Genomic DNA, 26,076 nt, shown 5'->3' with positions numbered 1-26,076 from the left:
ATCTTATTAACTTTGTTTAATGTTCACTTGCAAAATAGTCTTCTTGGTAGCAAGTAGACCTCCTAAAACAAAATCAATGTATGAATGCGCAATATCAGTTGAATCCTTATCAACTTGTTCATTTGGTGTAGGCAACATGTACTTGCTAGGCTTAAATTTAATAAGCGCTGAGTTTAACGGATAAATGAGTATTTGATGTTTTAGCAAATTTGAAGTTTCAATATAAACATCTTCTCGATTATTAATAGCTTTAATAGTTTGGATCAAAACATCTTCCCATTTTTCACAACTTGATGTAACAGCTTGGCCTACTGCATATGGTTTTACCAATTTCAATGAAGTTGCGGGGTCAACTATCACCATCATGGGTGTAGAAAATTCGTCGCCTAACTCTAATTTTGAAAGTCCTGCTTCAATTTTTTCAAATATTTTATCCATCTTATCCTTATCACCTTGTGCAACTTCTTCTTTTATCTGTTCCGGCATATTAAGTAGTCCGTACATATTAGGAAGTAAACGTTTTTGATTTTTTCCGTCCTTTTGAATTGAAACAGTTCCTGTTAGTACAAAGTGATTAATAAGTTTGATAATTTCACTACTTGCAAGCTTATAAGCTTGAGCAAAAGGCAATAAATTATTATTAATGTCGCCAATATATGAGTCTGAAGTGTAAAATTTTTCAGAAGTCTGCTTTAAATGTCTAAATTTATATTGTAATTTTAAATAGTTCAGTCTAACTACTTCAGAACTAAACCCAATAGTTGAGATAGTATTAACCTCATTAGCAATTGTTGTAGGATTAGCATTTAAAAACGCGTCCCATTTTACAGTTCTTTGATATCCCATTTTAAGATCAACATCTTCAATCTGATCAGGTAAAAACCATTTATACATAATGGGGTCTTTAACTTCTCCTATAATATTAGCTACAGATTTTGCATAATAATTTTCATCGTAAAGTTCCATTTAAAACCTCCTTAATTTTTTTAATTTTTACTTACAGCTTTATTTCCAAACACTGCTACTTTTATTAAATAAACATCATTACTAATTTGCTTTGCATCAGATAGCGCTATTGCATTAACAGTTGTCTTATTTTGTCCCGTGGGCTTTTCTAGAGCGCCGTCTTTATTAAAAATAAGCTTGTCTTTTGCTTTAGGTGTAGAATCTTTTGCAACCAGGTAACCCTCAAAATTATTTGTAATTGGAACAATAGTAGCTGTTTTGCTAAACTCGTCTACATCAATGCATATTCCGTATAAGTCTTCACCGCCTCCGGCCTCAACATGGGGCTCATAGTGAATTTCATCCTTTTTTTCTTCTTGAATAACTCTTTTTACTCCGCGCTTATAGGGATACCCCGAATATGGATGATTTTCCAACTTATCAAAACTACTAGTTCTAATGCCTCCAGAAGCAAAAAATTGTACGTTTTTGTCCCTAAACTCAATAGAATTACCTAGTAAACTAGTATAATGTTGTGGATTTTTCATAAACTTTTCTAGTTTACTGCGCTTTTCTTGATACTCTTTTACTAATTGCGTTGTATCTGCCATTAACTTTCCTCCTTTTAACTTCTTTAGTCTTAACCACCAGCAGCAACTACTGTTTTCTCAAGGCCTCTATTGCCAAAAATTGTAACTTTTATTAAATTAATTGAATAATCTTGTCTTATGTTTTCAGCTTGTTTATCCTTATCTTCTGATGCAAACTTGATTGTAAATGAATCAGAAAGTGCATAAGCATTAATTAATGTTGGGGGCCCACCATCAGCCTTGATAATAACTCCATCTGAATTAATGTCTAATATTTGACCCGATTTTATACTAGGATTTCTTGTAACAAGGTACCCCTCAAAGTTATTTGTAATTGGCAAAACATACGCAGTACAACTAAATTCGCATACATCAACACATATGCCATACATATCATTATCAGCACCAACCTCAACATATACGGAGTTCTCTTTTGGAACAAGTTTAACCCCACGCTTATATGGAAAACTCTTTTTTGGATCGTAGAAATATTCTTCTATTTTGTCCGTATAACTTGAACATGCAAATGTATAAGCATCAACTAGCTCATTCTTAGACTGAAAACAACCACTTGAACTGCTAAAAACCTTATTTTCAACAGAACTCATTGATTTTGCATATTTTTTGAATTTCAAAAGAATATCATCAAGTTCTTTAACCGACTCAAGATATGGATCCATTACTACATCATCTTCAGCTTGTCTTGCTTGACGCCTAGCTCTAGGAGCAGCTGGAATTTCTGCCTGCAGACCTAATTGTGGATTATCATCAACACCATCCGGAACTTGCTCTTTACCTTTTAAAGCCATTTAATTACCCTTTTAAAGCTCTATTTCCAAAAACGCTAGCAAGTCCTATATATAATTCTTCGGTTAATTTATGGACTTTTGAAAGTGCTATGGCATTAATAGTTTTATCAGAACCACTAGTCTTTTCAAGTTCTCCCTGCGCATTAAAATGCAGCTTCTCACCCGGCTTTATATCAGTTCCTGGTTTCTTAAATACTAAATATCCTGTAAAGTTGTTTGTAATTGGAATTACAGTTGCCATACCAGTAAACTCGTCTATATCAGTGCATACTCCATACAAATCATCACCACCTCCAGCCTCAACTTCAAGTTCTGATGTACCATCAGCACTAAAACTAAACTTTACTCCGCGCTTGTAGGGATACCCTTTAGCAGGATAATTTTCTATTTTGTCTTTACTACTAGTCCAAACTCCATCAGAATTAGAGTAAATTAAATTTTTATCCCTAAACTCAATAGAATTGCTAAGTAAGCTAGCATTTTGCTGGGGATTTTTCATTAATGCTTTAATTTCCTCAACTTTTTTATCAAACTCTTGTTTAATTTTTGTAATATCACTCATTAAAAACTCCTTTAAGCAATGTTTCTTCTGTTATCTCTTTTTAGATTTTCATAAAATTGAACTCGTCTTTGCTTGTAAGTATTGCTTAAAGCTTGCACAAACTCTGTGAAATTAATTGGTACAAAATTAGGATCAAGCAAACTTACTCTCTCTTCTGATTTAGCAATAATATTTCCTTTAATAACCTCAACAGAAGATGAATTGCTATTAGCATTTTTTCTTAATTTGATATTCACTTTAGCCAAAGAAACAAGTTGTTCTAGTATCTCTCCATCAATATGGCTTATGTCTGATACTTTGGAAATAGCTTTAACTTGCTCAATTGGAACAAACTTGCGAACAAGTTCTCTGCGTTGCGCCTGCATAATGTCTTTTAGAGTATATCCTTTTGCAAGTAGTACCTCTTTATTGAAATGACTGCTAAGATGCGCTTTTGCAAGTGTATCAATTTCATTAATGCGCTCTGCCTCCAGTAATAATTGCTTTTCAACACGCTCTCTCTCTTCAACTTCAGCAAGTTCTTTTGTTATTCGCTCATTTATACTTAAATCACGAGTTGTTTCTTTAGGTTTTGCATTACTTGCTTGTTCTTTTAAGCTCATATACTCTTCAAATTCCTGGGTGCTTATAACTTTAGTATCAGATTTAACTTGATGTTCTTCTTTAACTTGATCCTCAATTATTTCTTTCTTTTCATTTTCAATCACTTCTTAACTCCTTTTCTCAAAATGAGAATAATTTTTCTTTTAAAAAAGCTCGTTCCTCGTTATTGAAAGAACTGCTCTGTATAAGATCGTTATATTTGCTATAAAGCTCAATTAGCTTAATATCTCTTTCCACCTTTTGATCATCACTCAACATCACTAATGAATTGAACTTCATATCAAGTCCAAAATACTTATTAAGCTTTAAATTACAAGCATTCTGGATTTGTTCTTGTACACCTTTTAGAAAATCATAATAATTGCTCCTATCACCTTTACCATCATTTCCAAGTCCTTTAGCTTGCTCGTTGAAACTTCTTGTTAAAGGCTCCTTAGTATCAGCACCAATTTTTGCTTTAATTAATGCTAAGGCCTCTTTTAAATAGGTAAGATCGTATTTAATAACTTCTAAACTAGCACTCGGAGTAGCTGTGTAAAACATCCCCTCATTACTTAGATTGCTCTTAAGCCTAGCAAGTTCACTTGCCAATGAGTCATTAAGACTGCGTAAATTAGAAATATCTTTACTATGATTATTTGAGTTTTGTTTTCTTAGAAAGGATGATAAAAAGCTATTGCCTTTTTTATTATTACTACTCTGAGTTAGCGCACTCAAAGACGTTGTTGCGCTAGAAAGCGCGTCTTGTAGCTGCACTAAAGACTCGTCTTTGTAAAACAAAAAATTGTGGTTTTCAATACGTTTTTCTATTTCAACGTATATCTTCTCAAATAGGTAAATATCTAGCAAAAAACTTTCCGTATAACACGGAACATATCTTTTTAAGATATAATCAAAGTTTTCGTATATTATAAGTCGATTTTTGTGTATTTTGACCGTATCAAAAGAATTGCTTCCATTATTAGTTCTTACTTTGTAAGTTACATAATCAAAGTCAACCCCCAAGTCTCTTACAGATTCATAATCAAGGTATTCAAATCCAATAGGTAGCTCTATATTAACAGGTCTTTCAAGGTCTACTAGTGTATCTTTAGTTTTTACTAAAATGTATCCAATTCCATGAAAACGGAAGCTTATAATACAATTTAGTAAAGCATTTTTAAGTTGCACTTTTAATCTAGCAAGCTCGAGCTCACTAACATGACTAGTAGTATACTCAAGAATAATTCCGTTCTTAAGACAATCTTCTGCTACATTTTCTATGTAATTTCTAAAAAATATTGAATATCTATATAGTTCCAGTGAACTTATTTTATCTATCAGTTTTGCTTTTCTTAAATCATACATTTTTTACTTCTTATTCTTAATTTTCTTAATTAAATTAAATGTATAATAGCAAAAACTAATATTTTTGTCAATAAAATTTACAAAAATCTTTGATTGCCAAAATGAACACTTCTATCTCTATATCCTAAAGACAACATCAAATATGCAGCAGATATTGCATCAAGCGCGTCATCGGGAGTTTTATTATCCCCTTTATAAGCGTAAATATCGCTAAATACAGTAGAACTACTATACTTTGCAATATAAAGTTTTTTGTAGGTAAAAGGTGTAATTAACAATGCTATTCTACTAAACTTATTAGACTTTGGCTTTACTGGGGCAATTCTAAAATATTGACTCATATTCTTTCTAAGAGTCATATATTCACGCGTCAATCCTCCAGCGCCTTTAGTATTGTCTCTATCTTCTATGTAAAGCGTGTGTACATTGAAATTTTGTAAAACAGTCTTGACCATATTCATAATATAAGGGTCAATAGCCGGTCGTTGATCTTGAAATACAAAAGCATAGTACTTATCATCGACTCTCTCCATAACACATAACGCAGTATTATCACCTCCAATACTAAACGCTGGGTCTAAATATGCTATCGGGCTAGTAAATACATAGTCTTGCATAATATTAATTTGTGTGAAAATTGAGTCGGTGCTTGCTATCCACTCTCCTAGCAAAACTCTTGCCTTGTATGCTGGTATATCTTTATAGAGTTTCTCTTGAGTTTTGATAAATTCTTTACTTAGGAGAACATTATCGTAAGTTGTAAAATTATATGTCTTAAAAGTAGCTGTATTATTGATATAATCAGTTTTGAAATAATGTTCTGGATGATCTGGATTGGTATCAAAAATAATAGTTTCTTGCGCGCACCTAAGTCTTTTTAATACTTCCTCTAAAGTTTGCTTATGTAAAGTAGTAGCCTCATTTACAAAAATGAGTGCTGAATTACTACCCCTAAACCTTTCAAAATCACTTGCCTTGTCCCCTCCATATAAATTAATCCGTAGTGAATCAATCAGTATATATGAATTATTCCTATGTCTTGGAATATATGAAATATTAAGAAGTTTGCATAGCTTTTCAAATTGCCCCAAAACATTAACTTCAACTGAACGTTGAGAATTGCCTATGATGAAATTATTAGTATCACTGGAATATAACTTTTTATTTGCAATTAAACTTTTAATAAACAGATAACACGCAAGATACGTTTTGCCGCTAGCTATACCGCCACTGAGTATAATTTTCTTTTCGTTGTTCTTTTGGATACTTTTTATAACCCTATTTTGCTTTACGGTTAAATATTTCTCTTCAAACTGAGCAAAATTAACCAAAGAGTTTGTTGTTCCAAAAAATTTAGATATATCAACTCCAAACTGATTTTTGTATTCCTTTTGAAGTGTTGTAAAAAATTTTGTTTGATATAAATTCACTTGTACCCTTTACTACTTTTGTAGTTACTTTTACTCTCAACTTCATGAGCAGAAGTTAGCTTTTTCATACATTCATAGTAAAGCTCCATTTCCCTTATTGAACACTCCTTTATCAGGTCATTAAGCTCACTCTTTAACAAACTAATTTTTTCATTAACATTATTTTTCTTGTTACATTTTTTATTCAAAAAGGCAATTTCGGATTGTAAATCTTCTATTTTTAAATGCATTTTGGCTAGTTCAATGCTTGCATATTGTTTAAATGCTCGTATAAATCCTAATTCTAAATTAGAGCGCTCTAAATCTAATTCTCCCTTAATTTTTCTAGCTTTAGCTTCTGATTTAAAAGTTTGGGCTACAAGATGTTCAAAAGTATCTTCACTAATTATTACTCTAGAATTATCACCAACAGAAGTTTCCCCACTCTCCCATTTTTGTCTCATTCTCCATACATTTACTCTAGAAACTCCAAGTTTAGCTGCTATTTCTTTATCATCCAATAATCCTTCTCTAAAGTACGCAACATAATCATCAAAAGAACGTTTAACTTTTTTCAAAAAATTTCTCTAAAGTAACAAAATTAACAAATTGTTACTCTAAATAGTAAAGCAATTTAACAAATTGTTAACATAAACTGATAACTTCTTTATACCTATTGACGGGTGTTTAATATTTATTGGCTTTTATTGATTTAGCTCGCTGCTATTTCTAAATCAAAGATTATGAAAATAGCAGTTCACTAATTTATCGCATTTTAATAAAACCTGGCTCCATATGTTTTAAAATTTTTTTTATTCTTTTTATAAGATTATTACTTGTAAAAATTCCCTTGTCATAGTAGTGCATACTGGTGAATAATGTATCTATAAATGGGTTAATCACATGCAATGATTCTGGGTTTAATATTTCTTGATTAAGATTATCAAGAATAATATGAACATAAAGCAAAAAATTGGCGGATTTATCTTCTCCTAATTTCACCAAACATTCTTCTAGCATTTCTTCCCTGTAGCTAAAATCAACCTTAATATTTTGAGAATCTTTATGTTTGTCTATTACATTGTCTATTACACATTTATCCTTCAGAACGTCTTTAATAAATTTTTTTGTAGGCTTTACAATGTCATTTACTATTTCATTAATACTTTTACCAGTTTTTCTTTTGTATTCTTCTATTGCTTCATAAGTGCTATATATTCGTTTTTTTTGCCCCAAGGTTGGTTGGGTAGTTCTATAGAGCTTATGTATTTCCTTTTTTGTTTCCTTATCTAAATTATCATAAAAATCTGAAACTTTATTAGCATGCATATTGTCTATAATAATAGAGCAAAAACATAATATCTTAAACAATAATTTTTGTTATTTTTAGTTAAAAAAATCTTAAAAAAGAAAACAAGACTGGTTATTAGTCTTGTTTTTAATAATTTATGCTTTTAAAACCATTTTTTATTATTTTTTATATTCTAAACTTTTAAAATTTTTTTCAATATTTTTTGATAAATTCTTTCACTTTACTATTTACAATCATCACTTTCTGGATCAATAACACATTTTACAAGTTTCTGAATTTCCTCTTTATTAGCATTACTTTGAAGATATTCTTTTAGCTCTTTTAGCTTATCTTTTATTTTTTCTAAATCTTCTTTAATATCACTAACTTTTACAATATCTTTGTTTTTTTCAATATTACCTTCTTTTATTTTTATTTTAGCCCTTAGGCCTTTCCTAACACTTTCTAATTCCTCCTTAAGGAGATTGTGTAGCTTCTCACCATCTTCTAAAAAATTATCCCATTCATAATAAAGAGAATGCCAGTGTGAAGAACTATAATAAGTGTGGTTACCACTTGCCGTATTAGCAGTAAAATCGTCATAAATAGCGCCTGTAACTTTATCTTCAACTTCTTTTCCAGATATTTCTGTTCTCTCTTCAAAATATGATTTTGGACTTATGCTATCAATATCACTAGTTATCTTATCTATCTTTCTTGTAATTTCTAAAATTTTATTTTTAGTTACTCCCTCAAGAAAACTTTCGCCTGATTCTGATTCTCTTAATTTTCTTCTTTCTTCTCTTTGTTTTTTTCTTTCTAATCTTTTTTCTTCGTCTTTTCGATATTGCTCAATTCTTCTTCTTTTTAAGTCCTCTTCCCTTTTTTCTTTAGCTTTTTCTTCTTCTGTTTTTTCTTTAACTACTGGTTTTACTACTACTGGTAATTTTGGAATTTCTGGTAATTTTGGCTTTAATGTTTCTGCTATTTCTAATTTTGGGTCTTTATTTTCTAAAGTTATAGGTTCGGGTTTTAAAACTTTAGCATCTTCATTATCTTTTAAATCATTCTTATTAGAATCTTCTTTTTTTTCTTTATTTTCTTTTTTATCCTTTAATTCTTCTTCTTTTAATTTTTCTGCTATTTCATCTACTGTTGGATCATCACCCAGCATTAATTCTTTATTTACTTTATCTAAAAATCCATTAACTTTTTTTTCTACACCTTTTTTAATTCCCTTAGCTTGTTCTTTTAAATCTTCACTACTTGCATAATGCTTGCAAGAACTTATCAGTGCAAAAACAACACAAATAATAAACATTCTCATTTTTTTATTCATATTTTTATTCATAAGTTACTCCATAAGTCTTAAAGATAATGCAATGCCTTATAATTACAATTTTTTCAAAGATTTAACTAATTAATTTTGTTACATTTTGCGTTACAAAGTAACAAAATTCAAATGTAATTTTAACCAACTCCCAAAAATCTCTCCATTGCAAATGTTATACTCATTACAAATGACTACAAAACACATACAAATCAAATTTCAGAGTCTTTGCTATATATCACACAAAGTATTATATCTTTCTTGTGTGCACCCCTTTAAAATTGCCACTTCTGTTTACTACAGCTATTCTACAGCACGGATTTTGCTTGCAATGAGAGACACCAAAATTTGACTAAAATTTTACGTTTTTGATAAAATATAAATTGCAACTTTTATCTATTTTTATTACTTTTACTTAATTTAAAAGTAACACTTAAAAGGAGAGGATTCTATGGACTTTAATAATTATCTTAATTTAAATAAAGACACTTCGGATTTTTTCCTCAAACTCATAAAAGATCATCAAAAATTAATGGATGAAAACAAAATTCTAAAAAATTCTCTAAAAAACTCGGCTAAAAGTAAAAAAGAAAATTTAAAACCTACTCCAAAGTTCTACGTAACTCCAAAAACTAGCAAAATAATCGAAAAATGCATCAAACAATTAAAACAAATTGATCCAATATCAGGATGGTTTGTACATGTACTTTTAATAAGTGGATGTAGGGGCACTGAAATTCAAAAAGTAAAAATAGAAGATATTACCCAGTTATCAAGCAAAACCGGGGAAATTCTTTACAATATAAAAGTAAATGTAGCAAAAAAAAGAAGTATCGCCTGCATTAGAGAAATTGTTATTGACTCTAAGGAGTTTGATGCTATTCAAACAGCTCATAAAAATCATTTCGAAGAAAAAAATCTTGATACTAGAAGAACTTATCTTTTCCAAAAATCCAAACATAAGTTTAAAGATAATCAAATTGACATTATTCATATTTCTAAAAAATTCAAAAATCTTCTTAAAAAATCAGGCTTTAAAGTAAATAAATCACTTCATTTATGTAGAAATTTGTTTGTTTCAAATTTAAAATCTAATGGCTACAATTCTTTCCAAATTAAAGAACTTATGAAATATTCTTCAACCCACGAAATTGATAATATCTACGGACTCTCTTCTGCTAACAAAATTCAAGCTTATAAGTGCATCAAAAATAGCTTTAAGCTGTAGCAAGACTATCTAAGCTTAAATATGCGCTTTGAAGTTACTTTAAATAGTTTTCCATTAAGCTTTAAATCAAGTGAATCATATAATATTTCTTTCTCTTTTGTAGCAATAAAGTGTGACCCATTAACACCCTCAATTTTAACTTCACTTATTTCAAATTCATTCGCAGCCACAAAGTAATTGGAAGATTCATACCTAACACTAGTTCTAATTCCATAATAATTAAGTATCATACAAGGATCATTAATAAAACAATTTTTCTTGATGTACCCAAGTCCTAAAAATCTGCGATACGCCACATTTATTCCAAAAGCATTAAATTCAATATTCTTCAACAAACTTGTATAATAATGCAAGCATAAAAAATAACACCCCCATCTTTGTATCTCTCCAAGTAAACTCCTATTTTTTTGTTTTATTTTACTAATAAGCATTAATTAATCCTCCAATGTTAAATATTTTTTTTAATTTTTTTAGTGCCCCCATTCAAAATGGGACACTATTTGCATACGACATATTGCTTATATTGCTCGGCAAGTAAAATTTATTATTTGTTGTCGAAAGTTCCGTAAATCTATCTGCTATTGCCCTTTTCTTAGGATCGTAATTGAACACAAATTGCTTGAATCTGTAATTTACATGATTCATTAGTGGATATTTATCTAAAATTTCATTAATTTTAATTTTGAGTAGTTCTTTAATGGGTTTTTCTCTCCTTTTGTTTTCATTTTGAATTTTATCTAGTTCTGATTTTAGATTGTCAATCTCAATCAGCTTACACTCAAGATTAGCAGCAGACTCTTCGGTTTTAATCTCAAGGTCAGTGCACTCAACATACTCTACAAATTCATTTATCCAATCAAACTCAACTCCAGATTGATAAAAATCACTCTTTACTACCAATTCCTCAATCTCTTCAATGAACTTAATAAACGCATCATTATCATAATCACTTGAGATTAATAAATTAGACCCATTCTTTTCAATAATTTCGTTTCTTACGTTGAAAACTTCCCATTCACATTTTTGAACAAATTCTAAAACTTTTGATATCAAAGAGTTACTTCTTTTTATCTTACAGTTAACCGGTGCAGCGTCTATTAAGAAGAATAAATTACAATACTCAAGTCCAGTACATGCTAGCTGCATTTGTGCTTGCACATAGTACTTGAAAAAATACTTACTACTTAAAAAATTGCCATTTTTATTGTACTCGGCTATAGCACTACTCATATAATTAGAATCACTACTCTTAATCTCTAAAAGCTCTAAATCACCACCATTATTTATAAACCATCCATCAATTGTTGAGCCTACTAAAGTTGTAAAACCATCCATTTTTTTGAAATAATTATATTTATCAACACCGTTGGCATATTTATTTTTATACAAAACATCAATATTATCACCGTGAGCTTTAACAAACTCTCTAAATCCTAGATTTTCCAACTCTTTACCCTTGAGCATATACAAATTCTCTTCAAAAGGCATACTCATACCAAAATATTTAAGCACTCGATTTATCATCAAGTCTTTAAGTCCAACTCCACCAATCAGAACAGTACCCACTTCACTAGCTCCATATTTATTGAGTTTGTTTCTCTGCACGCTAAAATCAATATTTCGATTAAACTTAAAACATTCTTGACTACTTATTCCTGGTAATTTTTTGCCTATCTTGCTTAATTTGCTTTTTTCTTTAATGGGAGAGGATTTTTCCTCAAATATTTCACAACCAATAAAACTTTGTTGCTCAGTATGTATCATGTGGAATCCTCCATTTTGCATATCTTGAATATTTAAATTATTATTTTTTGAAACTTCTGTCATTTTAAGTTTCCTCCTACTTTTGTTTATAAAAAATTATATAGCAAAAACTATTTTTACCAAGTTTTTTACAAAAATTTTTGCAAAAAAAAGTGGGACTTAACGAAATTCTTTTATTAGAAAATCTGTTAAGTCCCAACCTAATTAAATTGATTTTTGATTTATGATACTAACATTTTTTTAGCTATACCTATTATATAACAATATATGTTTTTGTCAACTTTTACACAAAATTTCTTGTAAATAAAAATATGGAGAACTTATAGAATTTCTTTCGTAAGAGATTTTCTATAAATTCCCACTAATGATTTTTGGAAAATTCTAAATAATTAACCTTCGTTGGTGTTTATGCAATCAACGTTATTTGACAAATAATATAACAAAAATAGTTGTTGTCAATTTATTTGTAAAACTTTTTGTAAAAAAACAGTGGGGACTTTATTAAAATCTCTTGTTAAAAGAATTTAATAAAGTCAAGGGCTTAGCAGAATTTATTATAAAAATAATTCTACTAATTAATCATAATTCAATTTAGAATTAAAATCAAATTTGTCTTTTTACCAAAAAAAGAACTTATTTAGATTCTTTTGTTATAAAATTCAAATAAGTTCTAATTTGGAATAGATTAAAAATAAAACGTTATTTTCCAATAAAATTCATTGGTTTTAATGATATAATACTTGGAAAAGTCACATTATATAATTTTTCATTATTTGAAGCCTTGTATATATTGCATTAAAAACGAATGTATAAACGGTCCAAAAATTGCTGCTGCGATTATCATAAAATGTACTAGTCTGTTCCCCATATTAAGATCTTTACGTAAATTCTTTACTTCATTGTCTATCTTAGTATCTAAATTAGATATATCCTTTTGTAAATTCTTTACTTCATTTTCAATCTTATTAGTAAGTTCGCTTTTAACACTATCTATCTTAGTATTTAAATTCTTTTCTACATTATCTATTTTAACGTCTAAATTAGATATATCTTTTTGTAAATTTTTTTCTACAAAATCTATCTTGGTATTTACACTATCTATCTTGGTATTTACACTATCTATCTTGGTATTTAAATTCTTTTCTACAAAATCTATCTTGGTATTTAAATTCTTTTCTACATTATCTATTTTAACGTCTAAATTAGATATATCTTTTCGTAAATTCTTTTCTACACCATCTATCTTGGTATTTAAATTCTTTTCTACATTATCTATTTTAACGTCTAAATTAGATATATCTTTTCGTAAATTCTTTTCTACATCAATTATTTTCTCTTTTAAATATTCAAAGTTGTAATTATCATTATGAAGAAAAACAAAATCTATTGCCTCCTCACTAAACCCTATATTTAAAAACTCATTTTTTATGCTTTCTATATTGTATGTTCTGTGCACTAAATTGTTCATAAAATCTCCGTATTATCCTTTTAATTGTTTATATTCTTTCATAATTCTTTTAATTATTTCTTTTTCATTATTAAATAATTTGTCTAATAAAAATCCCGTGAACTTAGCATTACTTTTGTAAAAATCGTAACTTTCTTTACTTTTAAGTTGAAATCTTAACGGCTTTATTGGATTTTGTTTTGATTTTTTTATTATTGAAGTTTCTTGACCCTCTATTAAATCAAGAGAATCGTAAATACCATTCTCAATTATATAATCTTCATTAAGGATTCCTGCTTGTAATGCTTTTGCTAATTTTAAATATATGTAAACTTGAGTTCTTGCTAATTTATAATCTCTTATAAAAGCATCAAAACTTTTATATCCATCTAATTTATAGTATTCATTATCCTTAATTTCTTTTAAAATCCTAATACTTTCTACTTTATAAAAAATTTTCTTTTTTATATTGGTCTTTAGCCTATTTTTTAAATCATTGTAATGAGCAAATATCTCCTCTTTGGTAATTAATTTTTTTTCACCGTCAGGATCGGACACCCCTGGTAAAACCCTCTTATTTAATTCTATTTCCATAATAAACCTCTTTTATTTATAATCCGTACGGATCCGCACGGATTTATTTAACATATTTATCATACATAATGAAAAATCTTGACAACACTTCTTTATATTCATAAATATAATCTTTGGTCATATCAAATTCATCATTTCTAGCAATTTTTTTATTTAAATCTTCTCGTTCATGGATAAACCCCAAAAATCCTGTCTTAGAACCAACATGCTGTAACAATTGCTTATGAGTATTGTTTTTCTTAAATCGTGTTATAATCAAAAATATTGGAATTTTTATTTTTAAATTGTTCATGTGGAATTCCAATAATTCTAAACTCTCAACTGCCCATTTTTCCGCAGTCATTGGAACTATTATACAATTACTAGTCATTAAAGCATTTGACAAAGTGAAATCTAAACTAGGATTAGTATCTATTATTACATAATGATACTTCTGCTTTAAAAATTCTAAATTGTTTTGCAACCTTAACTCTTTTAACGGGATGGATTCACTTAAAAATTTATTTAAAGTTAAATAACTGGGAATTAAGTCTAAATTTTCTTTAATATTTACAATTGCATCATTTATGTCTAATTTTTCTTTTAACACTCTATAAACATTGATATTCATAATATCAATGTTTTGATTTGAAATTTTTTTATAAAAATAACTTGTAGTGGATGCTTGTGTATCCATATCTATCAAAAGCACTTTATTATCTTTTGCAAGCAATGTTGCAAGTATAATAGCACTTGTACTTTTACCAACACCGCCTTTAATTGACGCGATTGTAATTATTTTAGGTTTTTTATTATCCATTTCGTTAGTGGTCCTTGTTCTGGGTATTTTTTCCCATAAAATTCATATATCTGTTTTTCTAAATCTGTAAACATACTAAATAATATCTTATTGTAGTGATTATTCATTCTTTCTTTATATAATAAGCGGTATAATCCCTTGAAATAAAAAAACACGCTGCCTGCTTTAAATCTAACTTCCATATAATATGCCCTTGCAAAGCCGTAGGATTTTCTAGTTCCGTTTTTTTCATACTTTATAATTGCCTTTTTTATTGGTTTTCTAAAGCCGTAATAAATTCCTAAAAATTTATCTCCTTCTTTAATAGGGTATAAATGTGTTTCTTCAACAATTCTTTCTCCATTAAATAAGACCCTCAGTGATACTCGGAATTCATTTTTTTTCTTTTTTTTATTCTCATAAACTCCAAATTTATAAACGTCCATCATTATTTTTGTATGGTACATTGCTTTACCATTTTCTTTTTGAATCAAAATAAACCGTTCTTTATTTTTGCACTCAACTTTACATTTACCTTTTTTTATTGGCTCAGGTGCAGTTTCCATATTTAATCCTTATATAACCTTTTTACTAAATTCTTCTATCGTTAAAGAATTTCTTATTATCTCTAATAAATCATTATAATACGTGTTAAATACTTTATTGTATTCTAATTTCTTTTTACTACTTAAATAGGCTTTTACAATTGGTTTTAGGGCTTCAATATCTGTCGTATTGTTTAGTCGCTCAATAAGTATATTGAAAGTGTTTATCTTCAAATTCTCATAATTTTTTGAAGAATTTTCTTTTTTTATCTCAATTATTTTTTCTAATTTGAGAGTTATTTTGCTTAAATCGTTATATTTTTGATGTTCAATTATAAAATGGGGCTTATTTTTGTAATTTTCATATATTTTTTTAAATTCTGTTTCCAATTGTTTTGGATTATATCCTTTTTTTTCCAATTCTTTTTGAGTATTGTTTAAAGTTTCTTTCAATTTGTTTTGCTTTTCTTTGAAAGAAATTTTGTTAAAATGTATATTTTTACTTTTTGTTGTTTTAATTTCAAATCTTTTTAAAGCTTTAATTAGTTCAATTTTTTTATCTTTACTAATATCTAATTTTATTAAAATTAGAAGAAATTCTTTATTTTTAAAGTTACATTTATTGTAATAGTTTATTACTTGAAAATTTTCTATCTGTTTATTTCTTTCTTCTTTTTTATTATTATTTTTATTACTTAAACACTCCTTAAAATTTACACTCCCATTTTTAGTAAATTTCTCTTTAAGGCCTATTTCAACCCTTTTTTCAAATCTTGATTGTTTTTTTTCTTGAAAGTATTGGTTGATTTTAAAGTGGCACTCATTTTTTTTAAAATTAAGTTGATAGTATATTTCAGTCCCAAAATTCACCCCTAAGTGTTTGTGATAATTAGTTGTGACTTTAAATTTTTTTTCTAATTCGTAAAGATAATTTTGCAGAGTTTTTAGTTTAACGGGCGCCAGACCATTTCGTTTTAGATTTTTATTAAAGTAATAAAGTATGTTTTGTTGAGTGTATTTTTTATATTTTTTGTTTATGTAGTCTAATGTTGAGATAAGAACTATTAATTTATGTTGATGTTTGTTGTGGCAATTTGGATTTTTTGTGTTATTTAGAAAATCTTTCATATTTTCTCTCCTACTTTTGTTTAATAATAATTATAATTAATAATGCATAATTTAGATTTAAAAGTAAATACTTTTCTAAAAAAATATTAAATTTTAATTATTAATTACATTAATTTAATACACTTTTTGTAATTTAAAGAAAGTAAATTGATTTTAATTTTAAAATGGGCTAGACTACAAATAGCGTAGTTATTTGAATGAATTTCAGTTTGACTACCTACTTTTGTTAATTTGCAAAAATGATAATATGGGAACCGAACTAAGTTCTTTAAGTAGAGGATTTAGCTAAGTTCCCACTTTTTTTGCAAAAAATACAAATTGTTTTTAATGATAAGTTAGACTATACTACAAGTATCGTAGTTATTAAAACATTTTCATGTATTTAAACTACCGATTATAAGATAATTTGCAAGAAATGCAATGTAAGGGTTTAGCTTAGTTCTTTAACAAGAGAATCTAGCTAAGCCCTCATTTTTTGTTGTAAGGCTTAAAATTGATTTTAAGTTTAAGTTAGACTATACTACAAATAACGTAGGGAAACTTTTTTATAGGTTGCCTACCTTGTTTGTTAATTTGCAAAAAAATAAAAGAAAGAGCTTAGCTTAGTTCTTTTAGAAAGAGAATCTAGCTAAGCTCTATTTTTTTGCAAAAATTTTTGTAAAAAACTTGGTAAAAATAGTTTTTGCTATATAATTTTTTATAAACAAAAGTAGGAGGAAACTTAAAATGACAGAAGTTTCAAAAAATAATAATTTAAATATTCAAGATAATATGCAAAATAATATTCAAGCAGAAATTAAATTCTTAAACGATATGGATATCCTACTCAGGAATTTACCACGCATTGATAAAAGTCTTCCGGGACATAAGTATATGTATCAAGATTTCAATGACATAGTAGAAGAAATTTATAGTGTTATTGAAAAGCATAATTTGGATCTTATGTTTAGGCAATTTCCAATCTCTATAGAAGGTCAATATGGTATATTTGATTATATTAGAACTACATTCTTCAGTAAAAGTACTGGGTACAGAGAGTCTTTTGATACGCGAATTCATATAGATGGGTCTAAAAATATGAATTCAATACCACAACAAGTTGGTTCAGCCATTACTTATTTCAAAAGGTACGCTTTAGTTGCATGTCTTAACATAAGAAGTGAAGTTGATACTGATGCAGACCCTAATTACAATAATTATGAAAACAAAAATTTTACACCTAATAGACAAGTTAGTTTTAATCGCAAGCAAGAACAAAAACAAGAGATTAATTACAATCAGAAAAAAACAATAATTCAGAACAACAAAACTACACCATTCAAAAACCAGAAAAAAGATAGTTTTTATCATTATGGAATTTTTAAAGAAGCGTTGTCTAACATAAAAAATTGGGTAAATGACTTTGAAACAAAAGATAATATAAACTCAATTATTCAAAAAATAAGCTTTATTCAGAATATAGACCCCAATGATGATGATATCAAGAAAATTGAAGACGATTTAAAGGCGTTTATTACTAAAAATGCTGAACTTAAGAGTCCAATGTTTTGGGCGGGAATTATAAGAAACCATTTTAAAAAAACCAATAGATTAAAGGATTTAAAAGATTTTGATGAAAGGTTTACGCCGTCTGATCAGCGTGATTATAACGACAGCCCATTAATATTCTTTGACTCGATAAAAGAAGATAAACAATTTGATTATATATTTGCATCATAGCAATATGTTTAAAGCCCCCAAATAAGGGGGCTAGTATATTAATTATTGCACGTACTACTTGCATTGCTTGCAAAATTATCTATATCTTTGCCTCCGTTAAGAGCGCCTTGAACTACAGTTTTGAAAGTATTTTTCTGTTCAGCTTTATCCCCAGTGCAATTCTCAAGTTCTTTTTTTATGTGTTCAAGTGCTGTTTTTATTTTGGATTCATCATGTTGTAAAAATGTATCAAATTCTCCATCACTAGTTAAAGCGGTTTTTAACCAGTCAAGTTGTGTTTTTTGATCATCATCCAACTTTTCTCTAAGTAATTCTTCTTTAGATTTAGGCTTTTCTTTTTGTGTTTCTTGTTGGTCTAAATCACGCTTTTTTCTACTTTGTGATTGTTTGGCATTGTTTTTTAAAGTGTCATTATTATTGGAATTACAGCTGTTTAATACGAGTAAAAATACGCAAAATACTATACTAATAATTTTCATTTTTATTCCTTTTTTATTATTAACCACCATTGTTGCATGTGCTATTTGCTTGATCTGTAAAATTATCTATACCCTCACCAAGCGCACCTTTAACCACCTCTTTAAAAGTGTTTTTTCCTTCATCATTTCCATTACATTTAGCAAGTTCAGTTTTTATGTGTTCAAGTGCTGATTTTATTTTGGATTCATCATGTTGTAAAAATGTATCAAATTCTCCATCACCAGTTAAAGCGGTTTTTAACCAGTCAAGTTGTGTTTTTTGAGCATCAGTTAGCTTTTCTCTAAGAAGTTCTTCTTTAGATTTAGGTTTTTCTTGTTGTGACTCTTTTTGTTCTAAATCACGTTTTTTTCTACTTTTTACTTGCTGAGTATGAGTATCATTAGAATTACAGCTATTTAGAACAAGTAAAAACAAACAAAATAATATATTTATAATTTTCATTATTACTCCTTTTTTTTATCTTCAGTACAATACATTAAGTAACAAAAAAGTTTATTCTTGTAAGTATATATCCTATTTTGAGAAATATTGATGTCTATAAGGGGTATTTAAAAATGGTAAATTATGTGTCTAGTATTTTTTGTAATTTCTATTTGAAAAATTTAGTAATTAGCGATACAACAACAGTCGTTATTATAGATATAGCAATTGGAACTACTACCGCTGTTACAATAGTTATTGTTCTGTTGCTTATCTTAAGTTTTTCCAACAATAATTGGTTATTAGTTTCTATTTTCTCCAATAATAATTGATTATTAATTTGTATATCTTTTCGTAAATTATTTTCTACATTATCAATCTTAGCGTTTAAGTTGGATATATCCTTTTGTAAATTCTTTTCTACAGAATTAATCTGGTAAATAAGACTATCAAACTTTATATCAAATTGTTTTTCTAAATTTTCTAAATCTCTATATGTAAGTTCATTGTGATAATATCTTTTGGATAAATCTTGTGCTATTAATTGTTCCATTCCCAATCTTATAAATTCGTTATATATTTGTTCTTCACTTACAGTATTTGTTAGCACGGTTTTCATAATATTTTTTCTTTATAGTTCTATTGTACACTATTTTGGGTTAATAGGGGTTGTCTATTAACAATATAAAGTATAATTTCTTGCAAGAAAAAACTTTTTGTAATTTACATTTTTAATCTTGAATACTGATTATAGACTTTTTTTGCTATGGGTTTTGTTTTTTGAATGTATTCTAAAAGTAGTTTGATATTATGTTTTACTGAAGTCATTGTGTGTTCGTCTTTTAGTGTTGATAAATCTGGATAAGTAAATTCTGGATAATTTGGATCATTAACTTTAACTTTTGTTTTAGCTAAAAATGTTACAAGGTACATAACATAATCTGATAATTGAGCCTCATATTTAGCTAAAGCGCCTAGTGTTTTAATAATTGGTGGTTTTGGCTCGTCTGGTAGGCTAGCAATGGTACTACAACATAGTAGTAAAGTAAGTAATAAGTAGCTTACTAGTTTAAGCATTATCACCCCTTTTAAGTATATTGACGTATTCCCGCATGATTTTGTTGCGTTTTGCTTTTAATGAGGAGATAATTTTATTACTTTTACTGCTAGAGATAGCTTCTATTATCTCAAGATTGTATTTTAAGATATCTTGTATTTCTTCAAATATTTTAGTTGATTCGGCCGTTTCCATAGATTTTAATGTTCCAATATATGTTTTATAGAAAAAATCTATTACCCTATTAAAAGTATTAATGTAGTTATGATCTATGTTTGTATCAGTTTTAGCTATGTTAGTTAAGTTGGATAGTAAATTAAGTCCTAAACCAATAGTGTTATTTTGCATTATTTGTTCTTTCCTTATAGATAGGTTTTCCTTCTTGATTGAATTTTAGATTATTAGATATTTTTAGATTTTTTTCATCAGAATTAACTAGATCAATACATTGATTGATTTTCTCATTTATTGGAGCGAGTATTTTTAATATTGTTGGAGTTAATGCACTTTCAAGTCTTTCCATATTTGCTGTATATATTAATTGATAATGAGAATACAGCTCATAAACCAAAAAGAATCCCTTATGTGCCATTTCATCAAATTCATCTTCAAATTTAGAAAATATATCAATAAGGTTTGATAAAGACGTAAGTCCAAGCTCAACATTATCTTTAGATAATTTCATAAATTAATCTCGTTTTTTAATATGATTGTTGCCATTTCCATTTTTAAAAATCTTGCCTATTGCTATAGATAATATGTCTTTTAGCAACGGCTTGAGAAGAATTAACACCCCTAAAACTATTACTGTTACAAAAATCATTACGGCTATTAGTTTAATTTCATTTAGATTAATAAGAAGTTCGGTTATTTTAATATCCATTTTTCAATCCCTCATTTTAATTTTTGATATATATATTATATATCAAAACTGTAATTTTTGCTAAAAAATTTTACAGCTTTAATAGAACTGGGACGTTCACCCATCTTTTTTGGACATACCATCCTTTGTACAGTGAGATTACACCAGTGAAAGTTTCGCTTGAAAAAACTAAATTTCGGTTATTTGTACTATCAGGTTCATCTGAATATCTTAGATATAAGGATCTACCTTCTCCTTTGTTTTGATCTATGTCAAGTTCTATATCAAGATAAATGGGGGTATCGTCATAGCTTTTATAAAAAATAAGAGTTGCACCTCTTGATTGGTCCAAATCTACTTGCAGTCTTTGATTTTTGTAGTCAGACGGATACAGTATGGTGTCAACAGGAGTGCTCAGATAAGCACTAAAGTCTGACGGCACCCCAAGGAACTGTTTTGGAACAGGTGTTTTTTGAATAGTTGAAGAAGACATTATCAAAAGATCGTCATATTTAGATAGAGTGGCTGATGATATGCTACTTGTTAGGCGCGATTTAATTTTGCTAAAAAGGTTAGAAAGCTTATCAGAATCATTGCCAATTAGCTTGTCTATTACTTTAGCGTAAATTTTTTTTACAAACTCTTCATCAGCTGCAAGTTCAGTAGCGATTGTGGACTTAATTATCTCTTTAAACTCGCCCAGCTCTTCCCCTTTAAATGTTTGATGGTTTACGGTTTTCAAAAAGTTTTTAAAGGTGATAGCGTTGCTACTTGCAACTCCATCATCAAGTAGTAAAAGATCAGTGTTTTTAACAGTCGTAACCTTATTTAAATCTTTGATTTGGACTGTTTCTTCCTCATCAATTAATAATTTTTCTTCTTCTCCAGCCATATAGCCTCCTTAATTGTTAAAAGTAATAATATTGTTACCAGTTTCATTATTAATTTTGAGAACTCTACCAATAGGAATAATCCCCTTTATAAAAGCATAAATTGAATGATCATAGCCTTTGGGAAGTGAGTTGAATACTAAAGCCTTTTTAGATGCAGCGTATCCTTTTTTCTTTTCTCTAATTAGTATCTTTTTAGGCCTTTTCCCTTTTGCAGTACTGGGTGTAATGAATGCAGTAAAGTTTGTCTTTATTGCCCCTTTTAAAGAGATATCAATAACACCAGCTTCAGGTGTAGTAACTGAAATATCCACATTCAAAAAAGCCTTAAAAATCAGTCTAAATGACTCGTCAGTGCCAATATGTCGTAAAGCAAAAATAACACTATTGATATTGCTTGTAATACTTTGTAGAGTTTGAGTTTTTGCATAAAAAATTGATAAGACTTGAGATATCCATATGGCAATATATCTTGATTTTATATTTTCTTTTGCATCAATGGATATGAATTGGAATTAAGTGCTTTAAGCTCATTAAGAAGTTTTTGTGCGTACTCAGTTTCTGTACTTATAAATTTTTGAACTTCAGTGTTTTTAAAAAATTAGGTATTTTCATACTTTTTAAGTATCAATGTCAATAAGTAGTCGATCAGTTGTATTGAAAAGCAGCATTGTATCATCAGTGATAGCAATATCTTGATTTGTTTGAAAATCGCCATCACTGATTTTTGAGATACTTTCAGTGTCTGTATCTTTAACACAAACTTTAATTTCCATAAACTTAATCCCTTTTACTTCATTGACTGGAGCAAAAAAGTCTTGATATTCAAAGCTAATGCCCATATCAGAATAGTTATTTGAAATAATCCTAGAATATATGTTTCTAATTTGAGAGTCTATGTTTAAGTAGAGATAGTTTTTAAGATCAAGTTTGTACTTTACTTTCATATAAACATATTTTCTTTTTCCCAGTGATATTTTGTAGGATTTAAGTTGCCCGGTTGGGTTGAGTCCATCAATTTCTATGTCTCCATCAAGTAAAGTACCACTAGGAGTTGTTAGATATAATGTTTTCCAAAGTTTAGCTTTAAATTCAGGATTGTTAATATTAGTCTTAGCAGTGTCTAATAAATCTTCTTTAAGAATTAGATATATATTAGCTTTACCAGCTGAACTTTTAATATTAGCGTGTTCCACTCCATTAAGATTAAGTAAAGCAGCTCGAACTGCGTTGTAAGTTGTGCTTTTAGAGGAAATATGTTCTTCAATTGCAGTCCAATAAGTACCACCCGGTTTCATTTTAGAAAAAAAGAGATTAAGCTCATTAATTATTTCTTCTTCAATTAATGCTAAAGAAGATGCAATAATGTTGTAAATCGAGCTATTACTATCATCAATGTTAATTCCATAATTTATGCGTAAGTATTCTCTTTTGGATCGTACTATATCCCCAATTGTGCGCTTTAGAATACCAAAATCAGAATCAAAAACAATACTCATAAAGTAAACTCCATATTCAAAACATCACCAGAGAAAAAAAAGGATATATTTGCTTTACGGTCTTGTATTGCAATTGAAATATTGATTATATCTAAGTTAAGATCTTTAGATATTTCATAAAAATAGTTTTTTACAGCTTGAAGATTATTAATTTTTAAAAGTTTCAAAAGCAAGAAATAGTCCAGGCCCCAATTAGGAGCATAGCTTAAACTACCCCTTAAGGTTTTTAGGAATATAAATAATTTTTGTTTTTGCTCGTCAATTCCATCAACAAGCGAAAAATCATTATTAAATACCAATTCAAAATTATTTCCAATTCTTAAATCCATACTAATAATTATACCATATTTAGCAAAAATTACTTAAACAAACTGTTGATATTAGCAGAAATTCTAGAGGTCACCGCTTGTAATGCTGGATAGTTAATAGTTGTTTTTTCGTCTCCTATGATAGTTATACCGTTGATAGCACTTACAATACTTTCCAGGATTTCTTTCAAGCTAGTTGTTTGGTTGACTATTTCAATTCTACTATTCGCTTTTATCTTAACAGTATCGGAAATTAAATTTAAAGTTTTTGGACTAATTGCGCTAAGTATGTAAAAATGATGTTTGTCGAAATGAATATCGTCATTTTTATCAAAAATATTGATGCTTGATTGAAGTAGTAAAACAGCATCGCCTTTTGATAGTTCAAAATTGATATTAGAAATATTTTTTGTGTGAATTTCTAAGTCTTCAAATTCTGGTATTATAACTACAGCTTCTTGTGTTTGCTGTTTAAATTCCTTTACAGTGCCAAGTCGAGTTATGAAAATATTTGAATAAATCCAATTTTTACGTCTTCTTGTGTTAATGTATTTCCATAAATACGCTTGTTCATTTTGTAAATTATATGCTCTAAGTCCATTTTACCCCCTTTATTATCTCATTGGTGCAAATTAGAGGCGTCATATAGCTTAAGTGATAATGAACAATCTCCTGTATTGCTAAGCCCCGCACTTGTTTCTTGTATGGTATTTTTTATAATGTTCCCTAGTCCGTCTATAAATGAAACTTTATCACCAACTCTTAGTTTATGTGTATAAAATATTTTAGCGTTCCAATATATACGCCTTGTCTTAAATTCATGCTCGATATCAACTTCTTGTTGTGGTATAAATTCAAGCCCATAATCTTCTAATGCCTCATAGTGGGTATTTTCACCTTCCTGTTCGTAATTAGTAAATACGAAATTGCATTCAATTTCGTAATCATGATAGCCAGTATCAGTTATTACGTTATGAACGTATTTTCCTTTTATTATTTTTTCAATAAACTCTTTTGGAGTTGAGGCATAAATATTTTTGTCGATTACTTTAAGTTTATCTTTATCATTCATGTTAATGATATTGCGATTAGGAAATACAGACTCTATCGCATCTTGCACCGTCATGCCCTTAAAGTTTTTACCCACTTTTCCCTCTTTGTCCTTCAATTTGCGATTGAAGAAGTTGCTATTAGTTAATAATTTAACTTCGAGCTCGACACTAAAATCTCCACCAGGATAATCAGTGCTCATGGGGTGCTCTAAAGTGCCCGCCATTATAAAATCAAATTTTTTCTCATGAGCAAATTTCTTATAATATATTTTTACTATATCTCCAAATTTTATGTGGTCGGTAAAGTCTAGTGGCAAGTTCCAAAGTACAATTTTTGCTTGTTTGGAACTTACAGTATTTAAGTCTGCTGATAATCTATTAAATATGGAAATATCAACATGAATTCTGTCTTGTGTATTGATTATAATTTTAGGAATTTTTTTCGGAAAAGGAGTTCCATCAGTTGATTTTTTTGATTCATCTACATTGTAAAACTCAATTTTAAAATCATAACTTAGTAGTACTGTTTTAGAATCATGAGTTACTAACATATATTATCCTTTATATTTTTCTAATTTAAATGTTTTCACTACCTCCATTGACAGACTAACTTCAACTTCATCGATGAAGGGAGTGTCCTTAAACGAAAGATTTGTAATTATAGCTAATTCTTTAAATCCAAAAGTTGGACTGTAGATAGTAAAAGGAACTTGAGCCTGCAGTCTATTGGATAGTTGTTCTTTTACAAGGTGAGAGTCAAAGCGGAACAAAAAATTCTCAAAAACAGTGGTTTTAAATATTGAAAGCATATGTTTGTACATAGAAGTTAATATCCCACCACTTAATGAGATATGTTCTCCTGTCATTACGGGGTTGTAGCTTACATATTGCGCTTTTCTATCATAATAGTTGATAACTGGTCGTTTAGAATAACTAGTATTATAAGACCGTGAGATTAGCTGGGTTTTTGGTTTTATAAAAAACAATTGTGGCACATATCCAAAACCTCTAAAATCTGGTCGTGGGTATAGCAATAAAAGTTATCTGCTCCAAAAAGAGCAAGTAGTTGAGTCCCTATATCTTTTATTAATTGAGAAGTCTCTTCACACGACATTTCCCCTTCTTTTTATTTTCGCAATTGTCACTATTTGCATTTATAATATCCGTAGAATCCTCTTTTTCTGCAGGCGATATTGTTTTATTATTAATAATATTTTTATTGTTAATGTCCATAAGTAATTACCTTTTACTACAACTTAATTCCAACAAGCCCTGCCAATAACTTCAGAGCGGCATATGCGACTTTTGCCGCCCCTGAAGATAATCCAGATAATGAGCCTATTGCACTTTGGAACGCATTGGAAATTGCAGAACCTATAGAACTTGCAACACTTGTAGCCATTTTGCTTATAATTCCGG

General features: G+C 28.7%; 32 protein-coding genes and 3 pseudogenes. 2 read left to right on the top strand and 33 right to left on the bottom strand.

Going from position 1 to position 26,076, the window contains the following annotated elements:
• Nucleotides 1-6: 6 nt before the first annotated feature.
• From QIA21_RS07310 to QIA21_RS07265, 10 genes are all read right to left on the bottom strand, one after another.
• Nucleotides 7-966 carry a hypothetical protein gene (locus QIA21_RS07310; protein WP_418905732.1) on the bottom strand — a complete coding sequence of 320 codons (960 nt, stop codon included), beginning with the start codon at nucleotides 964-966 and terminating at the stop codon, nucleotides 7-9.
• Between the two features lie 20 nt (nucleotides 967-986).
• The gene (locus QIA21_RS07305) at nucleotides 987-1,556 is read right to left on the bottom strand and encodes a DUF228 domain-containing protein (RefSeq protein ID WP_418905731.1); all 570 of its coding nucleotides are present in this window, start codon (nucleotides 1,554-1,556) and stop codon (nucleotides 987-989) included.
• Between the two features lie 29 nt (nucleotides 1,557-1,585).
• Nucleotides 1,586-2,344: a DUF228 domain-containing protein gene (locus QIA21_RS07300; protein ID WP_418905834.1), complete on the bottom strand. Its 759-nt coding sequence runs from the start codon at nucleotides 2,342-2,344 to the stop codon at nucleotides 1,586-1,588.
• Nucleotides 2,345-2,348: 4 nt separating this feature from the next.
• On the bottom strand, nucleotides 2,349-2,906 hold the full coding sequence (locus tag QIA21_RS07295) for a DUF228 domain-containing protein (protein ID WP_418905833.1): 558 nt from the start codon (nucleotides 2,904-2,906) through the stop codon (nucleotides 2,349-2,351).
• 11 nt (nucleotides 2,907-2,917) lie between these two features.
• Nucleotides 2,918-3,613, bottom strand: a complete 696-nt coding sequence (locus QIA21_RS07290) for a DUF1357 family protein (protein ID WP_418905728.1) — start codon at nucleotides 3,611-3,613, stop codon at nucleotides 2,918-2,920.
• A gap of 16 nt (nucleotides 3,614-3,629) precedes the next feature.
• Nucleotides 3,630-4,856: an anti-CBASS protein Acb1 family protein gene (locus QIA21_RS07285; protein ID WP_418905832.1), complete on the bottom strand. Its 1,227-nt coding sequence runs from the start codon at nucleotides 4,854-4,856 to the stop codon at nucleotides 3,630-3,632.
• A 77-nt stretch (nucleotides 4,857-4,933) separates the two neighbouring features.
• Nucleotides 4,934-6,286, bottom strand: coding sequence for a PBSX family phage terminase large subunit (locus QIA21_RS07280; RefSeq protein WP_418905782.1), 1,353 nt, complete (start codon nucleotides 6,284-6,286; stop codon nucleotides 4,934-4,936).
• Nucleotides 6,283-6,843, bottom strand: a complete 561-nt coding sequence (locus QIA21_RS07275) for a DUF603 domain-containing protein (RefSeq protein WP_418905799.1) — start codon at nucleotides 6,841-6,843, stop codon at nucleotides 6,283-6,285. The genes QIA21_RS07280 and QIA21_RS07275 overlap by 4 nt, the downstream gene beginning before the upstream one ends.
• Nucleotides 6,844-7,030: 187 nt before the next feature.
• Nucleotides 7,031-7,594 carry a DUF643 domain-containing protein gene (locus QIA21_RS07270; protein ID WP_418905831.1) on the bottom strand — a complete coding sequence of 188 codons (564 nt, stop codon included), beginning with the start codon at nucleotides 7,592-7,594 and terminating at the stop codon, nucleotides 7,031-7,033.
• A 206-nt stretch (nucleotides 7,595-7,800) separates the two neighbouring features.
• Entirely contained in the window at nucleotides 7,801-8,895 is a 1,095-nt protein-coding gene (locus QIA21_RS07265; RefSeq protein WP_418905842.1) for a hypothetical protein, read from the bottom strand.
• A gap of 442 nt (nucleotides 8,896-9,337) precedes the next feature.
• On the opposite strand from QIA21_RS07265, the gene QIA21_RS07260 reads away from it, so the two are divergent.
• The gene (locus tag QIA21_RS07260) at nucleotides 9,338-10,114 is read left to right on the top strand and encodes a tyrosine-type recombinase/integrase (protein ID WP_418905723.1); all 777 of its coding nucleotides are present in this window, start codon (nucleotides 9,338-9,340) and stop codon (nucleotides 10,112-10,114) included.
• A gap of 5 nt (nucleotides 10,115-10,119) precedes the next feature.
• On the opposite strand, the gene QIA21_RS07255 is transcribed toward QIA21_RS07260, so the two are convergent.
• The 7 genes from QIA21_RS07255 to QIA21_RS07225 form a co-directional block, all read right to left on the bottom strand.
• On the bottom strand, nucleotides 10,120-10,545 hold the full coding sequence (locus QIA21_RS07255) for a DUF261 domain-containing protein (protein ID WP_418905722.1): 426 nt from the start codon (nucleotides 10,543-10,545) through the stop codon (nucleotides 10,120-10,122).
• Nucleotides 10,546-10,597: 52 nt separating this feature from the next.
• A complete protein-coding gene (locus tag QIA21_RS07250; protein ID WP_418905830.1) occupies nucleotides 10,598-11,941 on the bottom strand; it encodes a DUF244 domain-containing protein in 1,344 nt (447 codons plus the stop codon).
• Nucleotides 11,942-12,647: 706 nt separating this feature from the next.
• Nucleotides 12,648-13,346: a Bdr family repetitive protein gene (gene bdr / locus QIA21_RS07245; protein ID WP_418905829.1), complete on the bottom strand. Its 699-nt coding sequence runs from the start codon at nucleotides 13,344-13,346 to the stop codon at nucleotides 12,648-12,650.
• A gap of 12 nt (nucleotides 13,347-13,358) precedes the next feature.
• Nucleotides 13,359-13,919 (bottom strand): chromosome replication/partitioning protein, encoded by a 561-nt coding sequence (locus QIA21_RS07240; RefSeq protein ID WP_418905828.1) that lies wholly within the window; start codon nucleotides 13,917-13,919, stop codon nucleotides 13,359-13,361.
• A gap of 43 nt (nucleotides 13,920-13,962) precedes the next feature.
• The gene (locus tag QIA21_RS07235) at nucleotides 13,963-14,718 is read right to left on the bottom strand and encodes a ParA family protein (RefSeq protein ID WP_418905827.1); all 756 of its coding nucleotides are present in this window, start codon (nucleotides 14,716-14,718) and stop codon (nucleotides 13,963-13,965) included.
• On the bottom strand, nucleotides 14,694-15,263 hold the full coding sequence (locus tag QIA21_RS07230) for a DUF226 domain-containing protein (protein WP_418905826.1): 570 nt from the start codon (nucleotides 15,261-15,263) through the stop codon (nucleotides 14,694-14,696). Before QIA21_RS07230 ends, QIA21_RS07235 begins: the two co-directional genes overlap by 25 nt.
• Before the next feature lie 9 nt (nucleotides 15,264-15,272).
• Complete coding sequence (locus QIA21_RS07225) at nucleotides 15,273-16,370, bottom strand: plasmid maintenance protein (protein WP_418905825.1); 1,098 nt, start codon at nucleotides 16,368-16,370, stop codon at nucleotides 15,273-15,275.
• Between the two features lie 726 nt (nucleotides 16,371-17,096).
• Between QIA21_RS07225 and QIA21_RS07220 the strand changes: the two genes are divergently transcribed.
• The gene (locus QIA21_RS07220) at nucleotides 17,097-18,089 is read left to right on the top strand and encodes an ERF family protein (protein WP_418905824.1); all 993 of its coding nucleotides are present in this window, start codon (nucleotides 17,097-17,099) and stop codon (nucleotides 18,087-18,089) included.
• A 38-nt stretch (nucleotides 18,090-18,127) separates the two neighbouring features.
• On the opposite strand, the gene QIA21_RS07215 is transcribed toward QIA21_RS07220, so the two are convergent.
• From QIA21_RS07215 to QIA21_RS07140, 16 genes and pseudogenes are all read right to left on the bottom strand, one after another.
• Entirely contained in the window at nucleotides 18,128-18,568 is a 441-nt protein-coding gene (locus QIA21_RS07215; protein WP_418905823.1) for an Mlp family lipoprotein, read from the bottom strand.
• A 19-nt stretch (nucleotides 18,569-18,587) separates the two neighbouring features.
• On the bottom strand, nucleotides 18,588-19,010 hold the full coding sequence (locus QIA21_RS07210; protein ID WP_418905822.1) for an Mlp family lipoprotein: 423 nt from the start codon (nucleotides 19,008-19,010) through the stop codon (nucleotides 18,588-18,590).
• Nucleotides 19,011-19,158: 148 nt separating this feature from the next.
• Nucleotides 19,159-19,608, bottom strand: coding sequence for a Bdr family repetitive protein (gene bdr / locus QIA21_RS07205; RefSeq protein WP_418905821.1), 450 nt, complete (start codon nucleotides 19,606-19,608; stop codon nucleotides 19,159-19,161).
• Between the two features lie 104 nt (nucleotides 19,609-19,712).
• Nucleotides 19,713-20,066 (bottom strand): BBA14 family lipoprotein, encoded by a 354-nt coding sequence (locus tag QIA21_RS07200; protein ID WP_418905805.1) that lies wholly within the window; start codon nucleotides 20,064-20,066, stop codon nucleotides 19,713-19,715.
• Nucleotides 20,059-20,394, bottom strand: a complete 336-nt coding sequence (locus tag QIA21_RS07195) for a BlyB family putative holin accessory protein (protein WP_418905789.1) — start codon at nucleotides 20,392-20,394, stop codon at nucleotides 20,059-20,061. The genes QIA21_RS07200 and QIA21_RS07195 overlap by 8 nt, the downstream gene beginning before the upstream one ends.
• Nucleotides 20,384-20,731 (bottom strand): BlyB family putative holin accessory protein, encoded by a 348-nt coding sequence (locus tag QIA21_RS07190; RefSeq protein WP_418905712.1) that lies wholly within the window; start codon nucleotides 20,729-20,731, stop codon nucleotides 20,384-20,386. The genes QIA21_RS07195 and QIA21_RS07190 overlap by 11 nt, the downstream gene beginning before the upstream one ends.
• A gap of 3 nt (nucleotides 20,732-20,734) precedes the next feature.
• Nucleotides 20,735-20,929 (bottom strand): BlyA family holin, encoded by a 195-nt coding sequence (locus QIA21_RS07185; RefSeq protein WP_418905746.1) that lies wholly within the window; start codon nucleotides 20,927-20,929, stop codon nucleotides 20,735-20,737.
• 70 nt (nucleotides 20,930-20,999) lie between these two features.
• On the bottom strand, nucleotides 21,000-21,800 hold the full coding sequence (locus tag QIA21_RS07180) for a DUF685 domain-containing protein (RefSeq protein WP_418905745.1): 801 nt from the start codon (nucleotides 21,798-21,800) through the stop codon (nucleotides 21,000-21,002).
• 9 nt (nucleotides 21,801-21,809) lie between these two features.
• Nucleotides 21,810-22,413: pseudogene (locus tag QIA21_RS07175) on the bottom strand (DUF735 family protein).
• A 5-nt stretch (nucleotides 22,414-22,418) separates the two neighbouring features.
• On the bottom strand, nucleotides 22,419-23,297 hold the full coding sequence (locus QIA21_RS07170; protein ID WP_418905820.1) for a DUF276 domain-containing protein: 879 nt from the start codon (nucleotides 23,295-23,297) through the stop codon (nucleotides 22,419-22,421).
• On the bottom strand, nucleotides 23,294-23,626 hold the full coding sequence (locus QIA21_RS07165; protein ID WP_418905666.1) for a contractile injection system sheath initiator: 333 nt from the start codon (nucleotides 23,624-23,626) through the stop codon (nucleotides 23,294-23,296). Before QIA21_RS07165 ends, QIA21_RS07170 begins: the two co-directional genes overlap by 4 nt.
• 29 nt (nucleotides 23,627-23,655) lie before the next feature.
• Nucleotides 23,656-24,206: pseudogene (locus tag QIA21_RS07160) on the bottom strand (DUF777 family protein).
• Between the two features lie 18 nt (nucleotides 24,207-24,224).
• Entirely contained in the window at nucleotides 24,225-25,208 is a 984-nt protein-coding gene (locus QIA21_RS07155) for a DUF693 family protein (RefSeq protein ID WP_418905819.1), read from the bottom strand.
• A gap of 3 nt (nucleotides 25,209-25,211) precedes the next feature.
• Nucleotides 25,212-25,738: pseudogene (locus QIA21_RS07150) on the bottom strand (DUF792 family protein); the annotation flags it as partial.
• 5 nt (nucleotides 25,739-25,743) lie between these two features.
• The gene (locus QIA21_RS07145) at nucleotides 25,744-25,890 is read right to left on the bottom strand and encodes a hypothetical protein (protein WP_418905818.1); all 147 of its coding nucleotides are present in this window, start codon (nucleotides 25,888-25,890) and stop codon (nucleotides 25,744-25,746) included.
• Nucleotides 25,891-25,906: 16 nt separating this feature from the next.
• Nucleotides 25,907-26,059, bottom strand: a complete 153-nt coding sequence (locus tag QIA21_RS07140; protein WP_418905843.1) for a hypothetical protein — start codon at nucleotides 26,057-26,059, stop codon at nucleotides 25,907-25,909.
• Nucleotides 26,060-26,076 lie beyond the last annotated feature (17 nt).

It is taken from the genome of Borreliella japonica, assembly GCF_030438115.2.
Lineage (GTDB): Bacteria > Spirochaetota > Spirochaetia > Borreliales > Borreliaceae > Borreliella > Borreliella japonica.
The sequence above is the reverse complement of the archived record's forward strand: the minus strand, read 5'-3'. Positions and strand labels throughout refer to the sequence as shown.